This is a genomic window from Streptomyces sp. CA-111067, from assembly GCF_050956065.1.
Lineage (GTDB): Bacteria > Actinomycetota > Actinomycetes > Streptomycetales > Streptomycetaceae > Actinacidiphila.
On sequence record NZ_CP192103.1, the window covers coordinates 4,281,020 to 4,296,222 of the forward strand.

A 15,203-nucleotide genomic window follows, 5' to 3' on the forward strand; every position below is an offset into this window, starting at 1 on the left:
CGGTCCCGCTTACCCCGCCGCGCCCCGCCCCGCCCCGCCCCGGCGGCCCCGCCCACCACCGCAACCTCGACCGTGCACGGCCCCGTCCCGGCCCGCCGTGGCTCGTCGCGCAGTTCCCCGCGCCCCTATCGGGGCCCCCGCTCGCGCCCACGCGGCGCAAGCCGCAGATCAAACACAGCCCCAAGCCCCTAACGGGGCCCCTCACCCGTGCCCGGCAAGCGACGCGCCCAAAGGGGCGCGGGGAACTGCGCGACCAGCCAGAGCGGACCGGCACCCAGGGCACGGCCGGAGCCCCAACGGCGCCAGGGGCGCGGGGAACTGCGCCACCAGCCACAGCGGACCGGCACCCAGGGCACGGCCGGAGCCCCAACGGCGACAGGGGCGCGGGGAACTGCGCCACCAGCCACAGCGGACCGGCACCCAGGGCACGGCCGGAACCCCCACGGCACCAGGGGCGCGGGGAACTGCGCCACCAGCCACAGCGCACCCGCACCCAAGGCACGGGACGGACGCCCGCGGCGCGGGGGCTTGGGTGGTCGGGCCGGAGGGCCGGGGGGCGATAGGCTCGCGGGTCGGGAAGATGCCGCGACGGGAGAGATCTGGCCATGGGCAAGAAGCGGGCGAACGCCATCAGGACGGGGGCGGGTCAGTCCGCCGGCAACGCCAGCGCGAGCGCTGACGTGCCGGTGGTCGGCGCGCGGGAGCCGTGCCCCTGCGGCTCGGGGCGGCGCTACAAGGCGTGCCACGGGCGGGAAGCGGCGCACGCGGTCACCGAGCTGGTCCGGCGGCCGTTCGAGGGCCTGCCCGGCGAGTGCGACTGGGTGGCGCTGCGCGAACTCGTCCCCGCCGCGACCGTCCCGCTGACGCTGAAGGACCCGCTGCCCGACGGCGTGCCGTCCGTCACGCTCGGCACCGTGCTGCCGATGGCCTGGCCGGGCCTGCGCCGCGACACCGGCGCCGTCCTGCTCGGCCTGCAGAACGACGCGGCCTCCGGCGACATCAGCCGCGACCTCGCCGACACCCTGCACCGCGCGCTCACCGCCGAGCCCGGCAACCCCGTCGAGGGCCGCCGGCCGGCGCCGGACGGCCCGCGCCTCCAGGACCTGCTGGACCCGGACGCCCCCTTCGTCCCCGAGGTGCACACCGGCTTCGAGTTCTGGCTGGAGGACGCCGACGCGGCGACCGGCGAGGTGGCCGCCTCGCTGGAACGCGCCAACGAGGCCGCGATCCCGACCGTCCGGCTCACCGGCGTGGACGCCGCGTACTGGTGCGAGACCCCGGAGAAGAACCACCTGCGCTGGGTCATGCCGCACGACGAGGACGCGCTGCTCGACGCGCTGTCCCGGCTGCACGCGGCCGGCACCTCCTCGCTCGGCGACGGGACCCGGCTGGTCGGCTCGTTCCGCGCGCACGGCCTGCTGGTCCCGGTGTGGGACCTGCCGGTGGGAATGGGCGCGGACGACGTCGAAAAGCCCGCCGCCGCCTTTGCCGAGCGACTGGCCGAAACTTTCGGCCGTACCGAGCCGCTGAACGCGGAGGAACGGCGCGCACGCAGCGGTTTCACCAACCGGCAGATCACGCTGAGCTGAACACCGATCGCAAAGCGAGACGGGGCACTGGCTTGAATTGGCCTGGGCCAATTGCCCCGCCCGCCGAACGGGCCGCGCGAACGGCGGACCAGCAGTGGACCAGGGGAAAGGTCCAGACTGAGCGGTTGGTCAGTGATTCCCGTCACAACTCCCGCTGTTTGGCGCAGAATCGACCGACCGCGCCCGTTCGGTGAATTGGCGATCGGGCCAAGTCTTGTTACCGTTTAAACAGTCCGGTCGCTGGTGCATCCCCCGTCGCCAGCGGCCGGGCCTTTCCATGTCACGGGTTCATCGCCCGCGTCCCACCGCTCCAGCGCCCGTCCCCGGCGGAAAGCGCTCAGCGGTCCCCGGCCCGCGGCACCTGCGGCGCCCCGTGCTCCGCGCCGCTCGACCGCGGCCCGTCGTTGGCCGCGGCCGCCAGCGGCAGGACGACCGCCAGCGCGGCGACGCTCGCGGCGGCGACCAGCCGCAACCGGCTCCCGTTGTCCTGCGACGGTTGTGGTGGCTGGTGCTGGTGCTGCTGCGACGGCGACTTCACCGGCGACCCCTTCGGTGCTGTGCGGTCCGGCCGGCCCCGGGTGGCGGTCACGGCCGAACATAGCTGGCCGCGACGATCTCCCGGCCGCCCGAGGGCCGTTCAGCGCACATCTGCCCGACCCCGTTACCCGAACGAGTGAGCCCGGCCGCGCACATCGCGTGCGCGGCCGGGCTCACTCAGGCAAAGCGGTGGATCAGTCGCTCAGTACCTCAACCGGTCGCCGTCCGGCGCCGTACGGCCCGCCCGCACCAAAGCGTCCACCAGGTTGCCGATCCGCGGCAGCCAGGGCGTGCTGGCGCCCGGGTCGACCACCGGCGGCCGTACCCAGCGCAGTTGGGCCGCGTTGCTGCTGTACGGCGGCAGCGCCACGTAGCCGCCGTCACCGTGGTAGCGCAGCGAAGTCGGCACCCAGTCCTGGCTGTCGAGCAGTTCGCCGAGCTCGGCGAGCGAGTAGGGCTCGACCAGGATCACCAGCCGGGTCGGGGTGGCCAGCACCGGGCCGAGCCGCACGCCGAGCCGTTCCATGGCCGCCAGCGCCCGTGCGCCGGCCTCCGCGGGCAGGCTCGCCGCCGACACCCGGTCGCCGGTGGCAAGGACGATCGGCGCGTCCGGCGTACGGGTCCACCACCAGCGGACCATCCGCGGGTCGCGGGTGGCGCCGAGCAGGCCCGGGTCCAGCGGATGGGCCCCGGGCACCGGGCAGTTGGGGCGCGGGCAGGCGCAGGGCACAGCTTCGGCCGTCCGCCAGATGCCGCGCTTGTCGTACCCGACGCCGGGCACCACGCGCCATTGCCACTGCTCGGCGTAGGTGAGTGCCGCGTTCAGCAATGCGGACCGTCCCTTTCGTCGCAGTGAGTGCTTGCGTCGCCTTCCGAGGATCTCGCGCATCAGCGCTCGTTCCTTTCCGTTAACGCCCAGGGATCTGCTCATTACACAGCGTTACTTTTCGAGCACACCGCACACATGAGATGTCGCGATTCGAGGCAGCATTTCGCCGCCTGCCGAGCGTGGAACATGGTTTGGGATGGCGCGCGCATGGCGCTTGTGTCGCTCACGCTCCCCTGGTCGTGAGCCACCGAGGTGGTTCCCGCCGGGCGCAGCACCCCTCGCCACTCGGGGTTGGGTCGGCCGTCAACTGTTTACGTACTACGACGCTTGAGCCGGACTTCGGGTTCCTACCCATCACCCGCAATATGACGCGCTGTTGGCTGGGATCAGTCGATCGTGCGCATGGAACGGGGGTAGCTGTTTTCAGCCAACGTACGTGTCGGCCGCCGCGACCGCAAGCGGCCCGACACCTTTCCTTCTACCAGGACAATCCTGGACATGCCCGTGATCGTGCGTGTAGAAGTGGGTTCCTGATAGCGGCGCGCCACGACATGGGGGTTTGCGATGCTATTCATGCAGATGCTCCGCGCATTGCGGACGAAAAGTGCTGGTCCCCACGCCTGTAGGCCGGTGGCCGGAAGTTCCCCGGCATGAGCCCGGCGCACGTGGGAAAAGTGGCCGGAAGCGAGCCGACTGCCGCTTCCACGGCGCACACTGCCGCCACGCCGCCGCTTTCCGCGCGGACCGGCACAACGGGTCAGACCACCCCTGTCACGGCGGCCTCTTCCGCCACGGAACTCAATTCGAAAACAGACCTCGATTCACATATCAGTTCGGAAAGCGCCAACGCTCACAGTGCACCCGGCGGGCCGGCCGCGCCACCGCCCGGTTCGGAACGCTCGGTGACGATGCCCGAGCGCGGCTCACCCGAGCAGTCACTCGCCGTACAGGACCGGCTCGCTTCCTGGGTCTGCGACCTGTCGCTGCTGCACGAGCTCACCGAGCGGCTGGCCCGCACCGGGACGCTGGACGACTCGATCCGCGAGGTGCTGCGGGCCGGCGCCACCCTGGTCGGCGCCCGCCGCGGGCTGATCGCGCTGGCACCGTCGGACGGTCTCGGGCCGGCCAGTACGGTCGGGCTCGGTCTCGGCCACGCCGAACTCGGCACGCTGGAGACGGTGCCGCAGCTCACGGCCTGCCCGGCGGCGTACGAACAACCGGCCGCAGAGGGAGCGGGCGGCCCGGCCCCCGCAACCGAGCCCGGCGGCCCCGCCACCACTGACACGCCCACCACCGGCGCGCCCACCGTCAGCTCCCCCGCCACCACCCCCACCGACGCCGACCAGAACGCCGCCGACCCCGGCCCCCCGGCCGAAACCGTCCACCCCGACCTGCTGCACACCCCCGGCCTCGGCCCGCGCCCCCGCGAGGTCGCCGCCCAGCTGGGCCTGGGCGCCTGCTACGCCCTGCGGCTCGCCACCCGCGGCACCGGCCACCTCGGCACCGCCGTCTGGTTCTACGACGAGCCCGCGGAACCCCCCGCCAGGCAGCGCCGGCTGGTCGGCCTCTACCTGCGGTTCGCCGCCGAGCACCTGGCCCGCTGCCTGGACCTCAGCCGGGCCCGCGCCACCACCGAGGCGCTGGCCGCCGAGCTGCTGCCCGCCCGGCTGCCGCGGGTGCCCGGCGTACGGATGGCCGTCCGGCACCTGACCGGGCCGCGCGGCGGCGGCGACTGGTACGACGCGCTGCCGCTGCCCGAGGGCGCGGTCGGCCTGGCCGTCGGCGGGGTGACCGGCGGCGGGCCGGGCGCGGTCGCCACCATGGGACGGCTGCGCGCCAGCCTGCGGGCGTACGCCGTGATGGAGGGCGAGGACCCGGTCGCGGTGCTGTCCGACCTGGAGCTGCTGATGCGGCTGACCGAGCCGGCCCGGTCGGCGACGGCGCTGTTCGCGTACGCCGCGGGGCCCGCGCTGCCCGGCGCCCGGCAGGAGAGCCGGCTGCTGACGCTGGCCGGGGCCGGGCACTGCCCGCCGCTGGTGGTCGGCGACCGGCGCTGCGAGTTCGTGGAGACCTCGCTGTCCGCGCCGCTGAACATGCTGAGCTGCTGGGAGGCGCCCAGCGTGGAGCTGCACGCCCGCCCCGGCGAGACGCTGCTGCTGTACACCGACGGGCTGCTGCACCGTACCGGCGAGACCGCCGACCGGGCGATGGCCCGGCTGCACAGCGCCGCCCAGAGCGCGTCACGGCAGGTGCGGGCCGATCCCGAGCGGCTGGCCGATCACGTTCTGGACACCTTGCTGCCCGCCGGCCGGCAGGGGACGGACGACGCCGAGGACGTCGTCCTGCTGGCCGTCAGCTTCGACTGACCGCCGCCCGCCGCGACTTGGCCGGAACCGTTCGGCCGGCCTCCGCACGGCCCCGCGGACCGGACCCGCCGCCCCCGCTACCGGGACGCTTCCGGCCAGGTCACCCCCGACCGGGCACCCTTCACCCGCACATACGATGGACGGAGGTCTAGTAGGAGGAGGCAGGACGTGGCGGAGGCCGCAGACCAGCAGGGGGAGCAGGTCACGAAGAGCGGGCAGGAGCAGGGCGGACCGGAGCAGGGCGGGCAGGGCGGCAGCGGCGACAAGCCGATCAAGCAGCGCAAGAACAGCCTGTACCCGGCCGTGTCCGACGCCCTCGCCACCGTGATGAAGTCCGACTGGGCCGACACCGAGCTGCGCGGGCTGAGCCCCGTTGCGCAGGCCGCCTTCGCCGCCGGCCGGCGGGCCGCGCTGTCAGCCCGCTTCCCCGGCGAGCGTCTGGTGATCCCCGCGGGCAATCTGCGCACCCGGTCCAACGACACCGAGTACCCCTTCAGGGCCGCCACCGAGTACGTCCACCTGACCGGTGACCAGACGCAGGACGCCGTCCTGGTCCTGGAGCCGCTGGCCACGGAGGAGGGCGGGGAGGGCGCGGGACACGCGGCGACCGCCTACCTGCTGCCGCGCTCGAACCGGGAGAACGGCGAGTTCTGGCTCGACGGCCAGGGCGAGCTGTGGGTCGGCCGCCGGCACAGCCTGACCGAGGCCGAGCAGCTGCTCGGCATGCCGTGCAAGGACGTGCGGACCGTCGCCGCCGAGCTGCGCGAGGCCACCGGCCCGGTCCGGGTGGTGCGCGGCCACGACGCCGGGATCGAGGCGGCGCTCACCGACAAGGTGACCGCCGAGCGGGACGCGGAGCTGAAGATCTTCCTGTCCGAGCTGCGGCTGGTCAAGGACGAGTTCGAGATCGGCGAGCTGGCCAAGGCGTGCGAGTCCACCGCCCGCGGCTTCGAGGACGTCGTGAAGGTGCTCGACCGGGCCGAGGCCACCTCCGAGCGCTACATCGAGGGCACGTTCTTCCTGCGCGCCCGGGTGGAGGGCAACGATGTCGGCTACGGCTCGATCTGCGCGGCAGGGCCGCACGCCACCACCCTGCACTGGGTGCGCAACGACGGCCCGGTGCGCTCCGGCGAACTGCTGCTGCTCGACGCGGGCGTGGAGACCCACACCCTTTACACCGCCGACGTCACCCGCACCCTCCCGGTCAACGGCCGTTTCTCGCCACTCCAGCGCAAGATCTACGACGCGGTCTACGAGGCGCAGCAGGCCGGCATCGACGCGGTGAAGCCCGGCGCGGCCTACCGCGACTTCCACGAGGCCGCGCAGCGGGTGCTGGCCGAGAAGCTGGTCGAGTGGGGCCTGGTCGAGGGCCCGGTCGAGCGGGTGCTCGAACTCGCGCTGCAACGCCGCTGGACGCTGCACGGCACCGGCCACATGCTCGGCATCGACGTGCACGACTGCGCGCAGGCGCGGGTGGACGCGTACGTGGACTGCACCCTGGAGCCCGGCATGGTGCTCACGGTGGAGCCCGGCCTGTACTTCCAGGCCGACGATCTGTCAGTGCCGGCGGAATACCGCGGCATCGGCGTCCGGATCGAGGACGACATCCTGGTGACGGACGACGGCTGCCGCAACCTGTCGGACGGGCTGCCGCGGCGCTCCGACGAGGTCGAGGCGTGGATGGCGCGTCTGCGCGGATAGCCCGTTCGGGTGAGCGCGGGTCAGGACGCCTTCGCCAGCGCCCCGTCCCGCCACTTCAGCACCTTGTCGAAGGAGACGACCGTGCCGTGCCCCGGCCGGTCGTCGAAGTGCACATGGTCGACGAGGGCCTCGATCAGGAACAGGCCGCGGCCGTGTTCGGCGTACTGGCCGCGGTGTGAGAGCGGGCGCGGCGGGTGGCGGAAGCGGTCCCGGGGCAGGCCGGGTCCTGAATCGGCCACCTCGATCCGGCAGCGGTCGCCGTCGATCTGCGCGGTGACGCAGTAGCCCGTGGTTGTTCCGGCGTGTTCCACGGCGTTCGCGCACGCCTCGGACAGGGCCACCGAGAGGTCGAAGGAGATGTCGGGATCGACCCCGGCCGTCTCCATCGTCCCCATCAGGAGCCTCCGGGCGAGCGGAACGCTCGCAGCCTCGCGCCGCAAATGGAGTGACCACCAGATGCTCATGCTCCAGCCTCCTGGCTGCGGCTCGACATACGGTTACGTATTGCCGCGAAGAGCACTCCGTAAGCGTCTTGTTGACGTGATACCGCTCATTCGGCGGATGCCAACGCCCGGCGTACGGGTGTAGAGGACGGATGCCCGGACGCTCCCACGAGCCGGTGCGTGTCCTCACCCCTCCGTATCCGGCCGGCACGCGCGGTGAGAGGATGTCCGCCGTCATGGCTTCTCCCGCCACCGCCGTGCGCGCCGGCGCCGGTATGCGACTCCTGCGGGCCGCGGTGTTCACCGCGGTCTGCGTCGTGCTGGCCGCGGCCGGGCACACGCTCGCCTCCGGGCGCGGCGTTCCCGGCTGGTCGCTGGCCGTCGGATGGGTCGTGGTGTTCGCGGTGGCGGCCCCGCTGGCCGGGCGGGAACGGTCGATGCCCGGCATCGCGGGCCTGCTCGCGGTGGGACAGATCGCGCTGCACTCGGTGTTCAACGTGGGCCAGGTGTGCGCGAGCGTGGCGGCCGCCTCTGCCGCGGGCGGCGCCTCCGGAACGTCCGGCGCGGGCTCGGGCGGTGGCCTGATGGCCGTCGCCACCCGGCTGGTGTGCGCCGCCGACGGACCGCGGCTCACCCCGGCGACCGCCCGGCAGGTGGTGCTGGAAGCGGGGCTCGACCCCTCCAAGCTCGGTGTCACGCATGTGGGCGGCTCCGGCATGGCCGGCATGTCGATGCCGGGCGGCGGCTCGGGGGCCGGTGCGCACGCCGTCATGGTGATGCCGTTCTGCTCGCTGCCGATGCTGCTCGGCCACCTGCTCGCCGCCGTGGTGGCGGGCTGGCTGCTGCGGCGCGGCGAGTCGGCACTGTGGCGGCTGGTCAGGCTCTCGGTGCGCGGCGCGTCCGAACTGCCCTCGCTGTCGGTGCTGGCGCCCGCGGCGCTGCGCCGCGCATATGCGCTGGTTTCGGCGCTGGCGGCCGGTGTTCCCGGCGGCTGGCTGCGGATCAGGGCGGGCGCGGACCCGGCGGCGGGCCGGCACCGTACGGTCTGGCTGCGGCACTCGGTGGCCAGGCGCGGTCCCCCGGTGGGCTTCGCCACGGCCTGACGCGGCTTCTCCGGTTCCTCTGTACCTCTGTCACGTGTTGCTCACGCTCGTCTTCGTACGGGTGAGTGCCCGGTCTCGTACGGGTCTGTGCCCGTCTTCGTACGGGTCAACGCCCGTCTTCGAACGGGTGAGCGCGCGGAGGTGGACCGTTGACGGCGCGCGGGCCCGCGATGCCGCTCCCCCGGAACCAGCCGGGGCCGCGGCCCGCCCGCCGGCTGTTGCGCCGAGCGGGTGCCACGCCACCGTCAGCATCACCTCACCGTGGAGAGAACCTGCCATGAGCAGTTCACGTATGCGCGGCCGTGCCGCGACCGTCGCCGCGCTCGCCGGCTCCGCCGTCCTGCTGGCCGCCGTGCCCGCCTTCGCGCACGTCACCGTGACGCCGAACACGGCCGCCAAGGGCAGCTACAGCACGGTCGCGTTCAAGGTGCCGAACGAGCAGGACAGCGCGAACACCGTCAAGCTCGAGGTCAACCTGCCGACCGACCACCCGGTCGCGTCGGTCTCCATCGAGCCGGTGCCCGGCTGGACCGCGAAGGTCACCACGTCGAAGCTGGCCACCCCGCTGAAGACCGACGACGGCACGGTGGACAAGGCGGTCACCAAGATCACCTGGAGCGGCGGGAAGATCGCGCCCGGCGAGTTCCAGCAGTTCCCGGTCTCGTTCGGACCGCTGCCCGACGACGCGGACTCGCTGTCGTTCAAGGCGCTGCAGACGTACGACAACGGGCAGATCGTCCGCTGGATCGAGATCCCGCAGCCCGGCGCCGCCGAGCCGGCCAACCCGGCGCCGACCCTGACGCTGACCGCCGCCGCGAGCGACTCCGGCTCCGCCCCCGCGACCGGTTCCCCCTCGCCGGCGGCCGACGCGAAGGGCGCGGCACCGGGCGGCACCCAGCCGGTCGCCGCCTCGTCGTCCGACAGCAGTGACACCACCGCCCGGACGCTCGGCATCGTGGGCATCGTCGTCGGCGCGCTCGGCGTCGGCTTCGGGGTCCTCGCCGGCCGCCGCCGTACCGTCGCCGACACCGGCAGCACCGGCGGCACCACCAGCAGCACCGGCGACGGATCGGGCCCGTCCGCCTGACCAGGCCATCAGCCGGGCGGCGGCGAACACCCACCGGGACCGCCGCCGCCCGGCCCACCCGCCAACGCACCTTGGGGACCACCAGCATGCGTACCACCAGCGTCACCAGCAGCACCCCCGGCAGGAGCGGCAGCAGCCGCGCCCGTCAGACCCGTCACACCCGCGCCGCCCTGGCCAGCACCGCCGCGCTCGCCGCCGGCGCCCTGCTGCTCACCGGCTGCGGCAGCTCCGGCGGCTCCGGCGGCTCCGGCCTCAAGGCCGACTCCGGCAACGCCGCCGCGAACATCGCGGGCGGCTCCGCGCCGGGCGCGGGCACCACCCTCGACACCCCGTTCACCAAGCCCTCGCTCGTCCTCACCGACAACCACGGCAAGCCGTACGACCTGGTCAAGGAGACCGCCGGGCACCCGACGCTGCTCTTCTTCGGCTACACCCACTGCCCGGACGTCTGCCCGACCACGATGAGCGACATCGCGCTGGCCAAGTCGGAGCTGTCCAAGGCCGACCAGGCCGAGCTGCGGATCGTCATGGTCAGCTCCGACCCCGAGCGGGACACCCCGGCCAGGCTCAACGAGTGGCTGGGCGCGATGGACAAGAGCTTCATCGGCCTGACCGGCGCCGGCAAGTTCCCGGTGATCCAGGCGGCGGCCCGGTCGGTCGGCGTCGGCCTGGACAAGCCGAAGAAGGAGGACGACGGCAGCGTGACCGTCACGCACGGCGCCGAGGTGCTGGCGTTCTGGCCGAAGGACGACAAGGGGCACGTCCTCTATATGGCGGGCACCACCGCGCAGCAGTACGCCAAGGACCTGCCCAAGATCATCAGGAGTGAGGCCCCGTGAGGCGCCGGGCGCTGCTCGGCGCGCTGGGCGGGGTCGTCGCGGTGGCCGCCGCGACCGGCGCGGCCACCGGCCTGACCGGCCACTCCGGCGGGCACGGCCCGGCGAAGCTGACGGTGAGCGGCGGGTACATACCCCAGCCGCTGCTGACCGACGAGGCGGCGGCGTACGTCACGGTGACCAACACCGGCGGCACCGACGCCCAGCTCACCTCGGTGAGCACCGCACTGGCCGCGCACACCACCCTGCACGACACGACCGGCACCACCATGCGCCAGGTGACGGCGCTGACCGTACCGGCGGGCGGGAAGCTCGCCCTCGGCACGGGCGGCGACCACATGATGCTGGAGACCCTGACCCACAAGCCGAAGGTTGGCGAACGGGTCACCCTGCGGCTCCATTTCGCCCACGCCGTGCCCGCCACGATCACGGTCACCGTGCCCGTGCGGCCGACGACGTATAGCCCGAAGGGCTGACGACCGATGAGACCACGGTGGCACGAGGCAGTTCAGGTCCGAGAGGGCTCCGGGCGGGGCGCGCCCCGGGCGAGCAGGGGGCCGTCGCGGGGGCGGGCCCTGCGGTGGCTTTCGCCGCGCCGGCTGGCCGGCCTCGCCGCACTGCTCGGCGCGCTGCTCGCGCTGCTGCTCGGCGTCGCGGCGCCCGCCTCCGCGCACGCGGCGCTGATCCGTACCGACCCCGCCGACGGCTCCGTCGTGCAGACGGCCCCGCAGCGCGTGGTGCTGACCTTCTCCGAAGGCGTGCTGCTGTCCGCGGACTCGCTGCGGGTGCTCGACCCGCGCGGCAAGGACATCGCCGCCGCCGCGCCGCAGCACGCCGCCGGCAAGGACGCCGGCTCCACGTCCACCGTGCCGCTCAAGGGTGGCCTCGGCGACGGCACGTACACCGTGGCCTGGCGGGCGATCTCGCAGGACAGCCACCCGGTCGCGGGCGCGTTCACCTTCTCGATCGGCGCGGCCTCCAAGACCAGCGTGGACCTGTCAGGGGCGGCCTCGGCCGGCAACGGCACGGCGAGCACCCTGTACGGGATCGGCCGCTACCTCGCCTACGCCGGTTTCGCGCTGCTGATCGGCAGCGCCGTCTTCCTGACGGTGTGCTGGCCGCGCGGCGCGCTGCTGCGCCCGATGCGGCAGCTCGCGGCGGGCGGCTGGGCCACCCTGGTGGTGTCCACCATCGCGCTGATCATGCTGCGCGGCCCCTATGCGGACAACAAGGGGCTCGGTGCGGTCTTCGACCTCGACGTGATCCGCGCGCAGCTGGAGACCAGACCGGGCGCCGCGCTCATCTCCCGGCTGCTGCTGCTCGCCGCCGCGGCCGTCTTCCTCGCGGTGCTGTTCGGCAGCTACGCCAAACGGGAGGACCCCGCCGAACGCGCCGACCTCGCCTGGGGCCTGGGCATCGGCGGCGGGGTGGTGGCCGTCGGCATCGCCGCGACCTGGGCGATGGCCGAGCACGCCTCGGTCGGCATCCAGCACCAGCTGGCGATGCCGGTGGACATCGTCCACCTGCTGTCGATGGCGGTCTGGCTGGGCGGGCTGATCACCCTGGTCACCGCGCTGAGCGCGCCCTCCACGGCCGGTACGGTCGAAAGCGCCGCCGTACGCCGCTTCTCCACGATGGCGCTGACCGCCGTCACCACGCTGATCTGCACGGGCACGTACCAGGCGTGGCGGCAGATCGGCTTCTCGTGGGACGGGTGGGTGGACACCTCTTACGGGCGGCTGCTGATCATCAAGATCGCTCTGGTCGCCTCGCTGGTGGGGGTGGCGTGGTTCTCCCGGAAGTGGACGGGGGCGCTGGGCGAGGCCGGTGCGGCGCAGGCGGTGCCCGGTGCCAGGTCGGCGACGGTACGGCAGGCGGTCGGGGCGTCGGCCTCGGCCTCGGCGTCTGCTTCGGGCTCCGGCGGCGGGACGGCAAGCGGGGAGGCGGAGGAGCAGGCGGGGGCTTCGGCTCCCGGGGGTACGGCCGTACGGGGGAAGGGCTCGGCGGCGGGTTCCGGCGGCTCCGGCGGCTCGGGAGGTTCCGGGGCTGCTGCGGGCTCCGGCGACGCGGCCGGGTCCGACGCGGCGACGGGCTCCGCGCCGTCCGCGTCCGGTGACCCCGGGCGGGCCGCCCAACTGCGCCGCCAGCAGGCCGCGCGCGACACCGCGCGGGCCCGCAGGACCCGGGACGCCGATCCCGCACGGCGCGCGCTGCGCCGCTCGGTCCTGGCCGAGGTCGTGGTCGCGGCCGTACTGCTGTCCGTCACCACCCTGCTGACCGGCAGCCAGCCGGGCCGGGCGGCGGAGGAGCAGAAGGCGCTCAAGGACGCCCCGGCGGCGCCGTCCGCGCCCGCGTCCCCCGGCGGCGCGCAGCAGATCATCCTCGAAGTCCCGTACGACACCGGCGGAACCGGCGGCAAGGGCACCGCGGAGGTGACCGTCGCGCCCGGCCGGGTCGGCGGCAACGAGACCCACCTCATCCTGACCGCCCCCAACGGGGCCGCGGTGAACGCCCCCGAGGCGAAGCTGGCGTTCACCCTGAACGCCCAGCACATCGGCCCGATCCAGGTCCCGCTGCACCGCCTGGTGCCGGGCCACTGGACCGCGGCGGGCGTCCAGCTGCCGCTGGCGGGCACCTGGCAGGTCTCGATCACGGTCCGCACGTCGGACATCGACGAGGTCACGGTGACGAAGAACGTGCAGGTGACGCAGTGAGCGGACAGGTGAACAAGCAGGTGAGCAGGCAGGACGGGGCGGCCGTCGGGACCGGCGGCCGGGACGGGGCCGACGACCGTACGAGTACGGGCGGTGGCGGCGGTTTCAGCCGGCGGCGGCTGCTCGGGACGGCCGGGGCCGCCGGAGCGGCCGGTCTCGTGGTCGGCGGCGGGGCCGATGCGGCCGTCGCCGCCGGGACCCGCCACGATCCGGTCGCGCTGACCTCGGTCGGCGCGGCGGCCGTCCCGTTCGAGGGCGTCCGGCAGGCCGGCATCCTCCAGCCGGCCCAGGCGTGCGGCCACCTGGCCGCGTTCGACCTGGCCGCCGGGTCCGGCCGCACGGCCGCCGCCGCGCTGCTGCGCCGCTGGTCGGAGGCGGTCCGGGAGATGACGAGGGCGGGCCGGCCGACCACCCCGGCGGCGTACGACGACCAGGTGGCGTACGACGCCGGGCCGTCCTCGCTCACCGTCACCTTCGGTTTCGGCCGCAGCTTCTTCGGCCGCACCGGCCTGGACGCGCGACTGCCCGCCGCCCTCGCGCCGCTGCCCGACTTCCCCGGCGACCACCTCGACGCCAAGCGCAGCGACGGCGACCTGTGGGTGCAGATCGGCGCCGACGACGCGCTCGTCGCGTTCCACGCGCTGCGGGTGATCCAGAAGGCCGCGGGCTCGGCCGCCGCCGTGCGCTGGCAGATGAACGGCTTCAACCGGACGCCGGGAGCCGCCGCCAAGCCGGTGGTCGTGCGCAATCTGATGGGCCAGATCGACGGCACCAACAACCCCCAGCAGACCGATCCGGACTTCGACGCGCGGATCTTCGTGTCCGCGGGCGGCGCCGGTGAGCGGTCGCCGGCCTGGATGGCGGGCGGGTCGTACGCCGTCGTCCGCCGGATCCGGATGCTGCTCGACAGCTGGGACCACCTGTCGCGGGCCCGGCAGGAGAAGGTGATCGGCCGCCGCAAGTCCGACGGTTCACCGCTGTCGGGCGGCGGCGCCGACACCCCGCCCGACCTGGAGAAGTTCAACGCCGACAACTCGCTGGCCATCGCGAGCGACGCGCACATCCGGGTGGCCGCCGCCGCGTCCAACAGCGGCGCGAAGATGCTGCGCCGCGGGTTCTCGTACCACGACGGCATCGACCAGGACGGGTCGCCGGACGCCGGGCTGCTGTTCGTGGCCTGGCAGGCCGATCCGCTGCGCGGCTTCGTGCCCGTGCAGCGGAAGCTGGAGGGTGCGGACGGGCTCACGCGCTTTCTGCGGCACGAGGCGAGCGGGCTGTTCGCGGTGCCGGGCGGGGCGGGGCCCGGGGAGTACGTGGGGCAGCGGCTGCTTGAGGGGTGAGGGTTGCCGGGGTGAGCCGCCGGGGGCGGGGGTCGGGGGTCGGGGCGCGGGCCCGGGCGGGGCCGCGGGAGCCGCGGCGTTACGGGCGCGGGAGCGCGGGCGGCGCTGCGGGCAGGGGGACGCGGGGGTGCCGGCTTTCGTTCGCCGGCCGACCCCCTGCTCGCCGTCAGCCCTTGCAGGAGGCGTCGGCCATGATGATCGGCGCCGCGTCGCGGGTGGTGACGAACGCGCGGAAACCGGGCGCTCCGGCGACGCACTTGGTCGCTATGTTGGCGTAGTGGTCGGGGAAGTTGGTCACGTTGGCGGGGCTGTCGTCGCCGCGGTGGCCGGAGACCGGCGCGTCCGCCGTCCCGCGCTTCTCCTGCGAGCACCCGGCCACGGTGGGTACGGCGATGAGCGCCAGCAGGGCGGCGGCCACCATTCTCGTCACTCGTTGCTTCATCTCGACCTCACATCGGCTCGTCCGGGGGGTCCGGGGCGGATACAAGGAACGACACGCGGCCGGGATCGCGCGGTTCCCGCCACCGGTGGCCGGTGGCCGCCCCTCGCCGGGCGGAGGTCTGCTCTCGCCGGGCGGAGGCGGACCGGGGCGGACCGGGGCGGACTGGGGCGCGCCGGACCGATGATCGTACCGACGCCCGTAACCCGTACGGCCCCT

Annotated in this window: 13 protein-coding genes; 9 read left to right on the forward strand and 4 right to left on the reverse strand. The window is 74.0% G+C overall.

What is annotated here, in order from left to right:
• Positions 1–605: 605 nt before the first annotated feature.
• Positions 606–1,589 carry a DUF5926 family protein gene (locus ACQPW6_RS18620; protein WP_433890765.1) on the forward strand — a complete coding sequence of 328 codons (984 nt, stop codon included), beginning with the start codon at positions 606–608 and terminating at the stop codon, positions 1,587–1,589.
• A gap of 337 nt (positions 1,590–1,926) precedes the next feature.
• On the opposite strand, the gene ACQPW6_RS18625 is transcribed toward ACQPW6_RS18620, so the two are convergent.
• Both ACQPW6_RS18625 and ACQPW6_RS18630 read right to left on the reverse strand, forming a co-directional pair.
• The gene (locus tag ACQPW6_RS18625; RefSeq protein ID WP_433890766.1) at positions 1,927–2,127 is read right to left on the reverse strand and encodes a hypothetical protein; all 201 of its coding nucleotides are present in this window, start codon (positions 2,125–2,127) and stop codon (positions 1,927–1,929) included.
• 201 nt (positions 2,128–2,328) lie between these two features.
• Positions 2,329–3,015: a bifunctional DNA primase/polymerase gene (locus tag ACQPW6_RS18630; protein ID WP_433890767.1), complete on the reverse strand. Its 687-nt coding sequence runs from the start codon at positions 3,013–3,015 to the stop codon at positions 2,329–2,331.
• A gap of 848 nt (positions 3,016–3,863) precedes the next feature.
• Here ACQPW6_RS18630 and ACQPW6_RS18635 point away from each other — a divergent pair.
• Entirely contained in the window at positions 3,864–5,321 is a 1,458-nt protein-coding gene (locus ACQPW6_RS18635) for a SpoIIE family protein phosphatase (protein ID WP_433894581.1), read from the forward strand.
• Positions 5,322–5,591: 270 nt separating this feature from the next.
• Positions 5,592–7,022 (forward strand): aminopeptidase P family protein, encoded by a 1,431-nt coding sequence (locus ACQPW6_RS18640; protein WP_433894582.1) that lies wholly within the window; start codon positions 5,592–5,594, stop codon positions 7,020–7,022.
• 20 nt (positions 7,023–7,042) lie between these two features.
• On the opposite strand, the gene ACQPW6_RS18645 is transcribed toward ACQPW6_RS18640, so the two are convergent.
• The gene (locus ACQPW6_RS18645) at positions 7,043–7,486 is read right to left on the reverse strand and encodes an ATP-binding protein (RefSeq protein ID WP_433890768.1); all 444 of its coding nucleotides are present in this window, start codon (positions 7,484–7,486) and stop codon (positions 7,043–7,045) included.
• A 215-nt stretch (positions 7,487–7,701) separates the two neighbouring features.
• On the opposite strand from ACQPW6_RS18645, the gene ACQPW6_RS18650 reads away from it, so the two are divergent.
• The 6 genes from ACQPW6_RS18650 (at position 7,702) to efeB (ending at position 14,545) form a co-directional block, all read left to right on the forward strand.
• Positions 7,702–8,568: a hypothetical protein gene (locus ACQPW6_RS18650; RefSeq protein ID WP_433890769.1), complete on the forward strand. Its 867-nt coding sequence runs from the start codon at positions 7,702–7,704 to the stop codon at positions 8,566–8,568.
• Positions 8,569–8,845: 277 nt separating this feature from the next.
• On the forward strand, positions 8,846–9,655 hold the full coding sequence (locus ACQPW6_RS18655) for a YcnI family copper-binding membrane protein (RefSeq protein ID WP_433890770.1): 810 nt from the start codon (positions 8,846–8,848) through the stop codon (positions 9,653–9,655).
• 86 nt (positions 9,656–9,741) lie between these two features.
• Positions 9,742–10,494, forward strand: a complete 753-nt coding sequence (locus ACQPW6_RS18660; protein WP_433890771.1) for an SCO family protein — start codon at positions 9,742–9,744, stop codon at positions 10,492–10,494.
• Complete coding sequence (locus tag ACQPW6_RS18665) at positions 10,491–10,967, forward strand: copper chaperone PCu(A)C (protein WP_433890772.1); 477 nt, start codon at positions 10,491–10,493, stop codon at positions 10,965–10,967. Before ACQPW6_RS18660 ends, ACQPW6_RS18665 begins: the two co-directional genes overlap by 4 nt.
• 6 nt (positions 10,968–10,973) lie before the next feature.
• The gene (locus ACQPW6_RS18670) at positions 10,974–13,205 is read left to right on the forward strand and encodes a copper resistance protein CopC (protein ID WP_433890773.1); all 2,232 of its coding nucleotides are present in this window, start codon (positions 10,974–10,976) and stop codon (positions 13,203–13,205) included.
• Positions 13,202–14,545 (forward strand): iron uptake transporter deferrochelatase/peroxidase subunit, encoded by a 1,344-nt coding sequence (gene efeB / locus ACQPW6_RS18675; protein ID WP_433890774.1) that lies wholly within the window; start codon positions 13,202–13,204, stop codon positions 14,543–14,545. Before ACQPW6_RS18670 ends, efeB begins: the two co-directional genes overlap by 4 nt.
• Before the next feature lie 166 nt (positions 14,546–14,711).
• Here efeB and ACQPW6_RS18680 read toward each other — a convergent pair whose 3' ends face one another.
• Positions 14,712–14,987: a hypothetical protein gene (locus ACQPW6_RS18680; protein WP_433890775.1), complete on the reverse strand. Its 276-nt coding sequence runs from the start codon at positions 14,985–14,987 to the stop codon at positions 14,712–14,714.
• Positions 14,988–15,203 lie beyond the last annotated feature (216 nt).